1 protein-coding gene is annotated in these 1,848 nt (G+C 71.5%); it reads right to left on the reverse strand.

Annotated features, from left to right (window positions below):
- Nucleotides 1-1,848, reverse strand: a 1,848-nt coding sequence (gene carB, locus ACFWEK_RS21295; RefSeq protein WP_430555337.1) for a carbamoyl-phosphate synthase large subunit, incomplete at both ends; no start/stop codon positions are given.

Genomic DNA, 1,848 nt, shown 5'->3' on the forward strand with positions numbered 1-1,848 from the left:
GAGACCGGCGGCAGCACGCACGCGGAGTCGCCGGAGTGGATGCCGGCCTCCTCGATGTGCTCCATGACGCCGCCGAGGAACATCTCCTCGCCGTCGTACAGGGCGTCGACGTCGATCTCCATCGCGTCGTCGAGGAAGCGGTCGATGAGCAGCGGCGCGGGCAGCAGGCCGCCGGCCGTGCGCTCGTCCGCGGCGGCGGCCGCGAGCGCCCGCTCGACGTACTCCGTGAGCTGCTCGGCGGAGTACACGATCTCCATGCCGCGGCCGCCGAGCACGTACGACGGGCGCACCAGCACCGGGTAGCCGATCGTCTCGGCCACGTCGCGGGCCTGGCCCAGCGAGCGGGCCGTGCCGAACGCGGGGGCGGGCAGGCCGGCGTCGAGCAGCACCTGGCCGAAGATGCCGCGGTCCTCGGCGGCGTCGATGGCCTCGGGCGAGGTGCCGAGGATCGGGACGCCGGCGTCCGCCAGGCGCTGCGCGAGGGCGAGCGGCGTCTGCCCGCCGAGCTGCACGATCACGCCCTTGACCGGCCCTGCGGCGAGCTCGGCCTCGTAGACCTCGAGGACGTCCTCGAACGTGAGCGGCTCGAAGTACAGGCGGTCGGAGGTGTCGTAGTCCGTCGAGACGGTCTCCGGGTTGCAGTTGACCATGACGGTCTCGTACCGCTCGGACAGGGTCAGGGCGGCGTGCACGCACGAGTAGTCGAACTCGATGCCCTGGCCGATCCGGTTCGGGCCGGAGCCCAGGATGATGACGGCCTCGCGCTCGCGGGGCGCCACCTCGGTCTCCTCGTCGTAGGACGAGTAGTGGTACGGCGTGCGGGCCGCGAACTCGGCGGCGCAGGTGTCGACCGTCTTGTAGACCGGCCGGACGCCGAGCGCGCGCCGCACCTCGCGGACGGTGGCCTCGCCCGCCGGGCCCATGCCGCGCAGCCGTGCGACCTGCACGTCGGACAGGCCGTGCCGCTTGGCGCGGCGCAGCACGTCCTCGGTGAGGGTCGGGCCCGCGGCCACCTCGGCGGCGACCTCGTTCATCAGCAGGATCTGGTCGAGGAACCAGGGGTCGATCTTCGTCGCGTCGAAGACGGCCTCGAGCGTCGTGTGCCCGGCGACGACCGCCCGCAGGGCCTGCTGCACGCCGACCATGCGGTGCTCGGTGGGTCGCACGATCTCGGCGAGCAGCTGGTCGAGCTCCGCCCCGGACGGCGCGTCGCCGTCCCAGTGGAACGAGACCCCGCCCTTGTCGATCGAGCGCAGGGCCTTGCCGAGCGCCTCGGTGAAGTTGCGGCCCAGCGCCATGGCCTCGCCCACCGACTTCATGGTCGTGGTGAGCGTCGGGTCGGCGGCCGGGAACTTCTCGAACGCGAAGCGGGGCACCTTGACGACGACGTAGTCGAGCGTGGGCTCGAAGCTCGCCGGCGTGACGCGCGTGATGTCGTTCGGGATCTCGTCGAGCGTGTAGCCGACGGCGAGCTTGGCCGCGATCTTCGCGATCGGGAAGCCGGTCGCCTTCGAGGCGAGGGCCGAGGAGCGCGACACGCGCGGGTTCATCTCGATGACGATGACGCGCCCGGTGTCCGGGTCGACGGCGAACTGGATGTTGCAGCCGCCGGTGTCGACGCCGACCTCGCGGATGACGGCGATGCCGATGTCGCGCAGCTTCTGGTACTCGCGGTCGGTGAGCGTCATCGCGGGGGCGACGGTGACGGAGTCGCCGGTGTGCACGCCGACGGGGTCGACGTTCTCGATCGAGCAGACGACCACGACGTTGTCGTCCTTGTCGCGCATGAGCTCGAGCTCGTACTCCTTCCAGCCGAGGATCGACTCCTCCAGGAGCACCTCGGTGGTC

It is taken from the genome of Isoptericola sp. NPDC060257 (assembly GCF_042726645.1).
In the GTDB taxonomy this organism is placed as follows: Bacteria; Actinomycetota; Actinomycetes; order Actinomycetales; family Cellulomonadaceae; genus Isoptericola; species Isoptericola nanjingensis.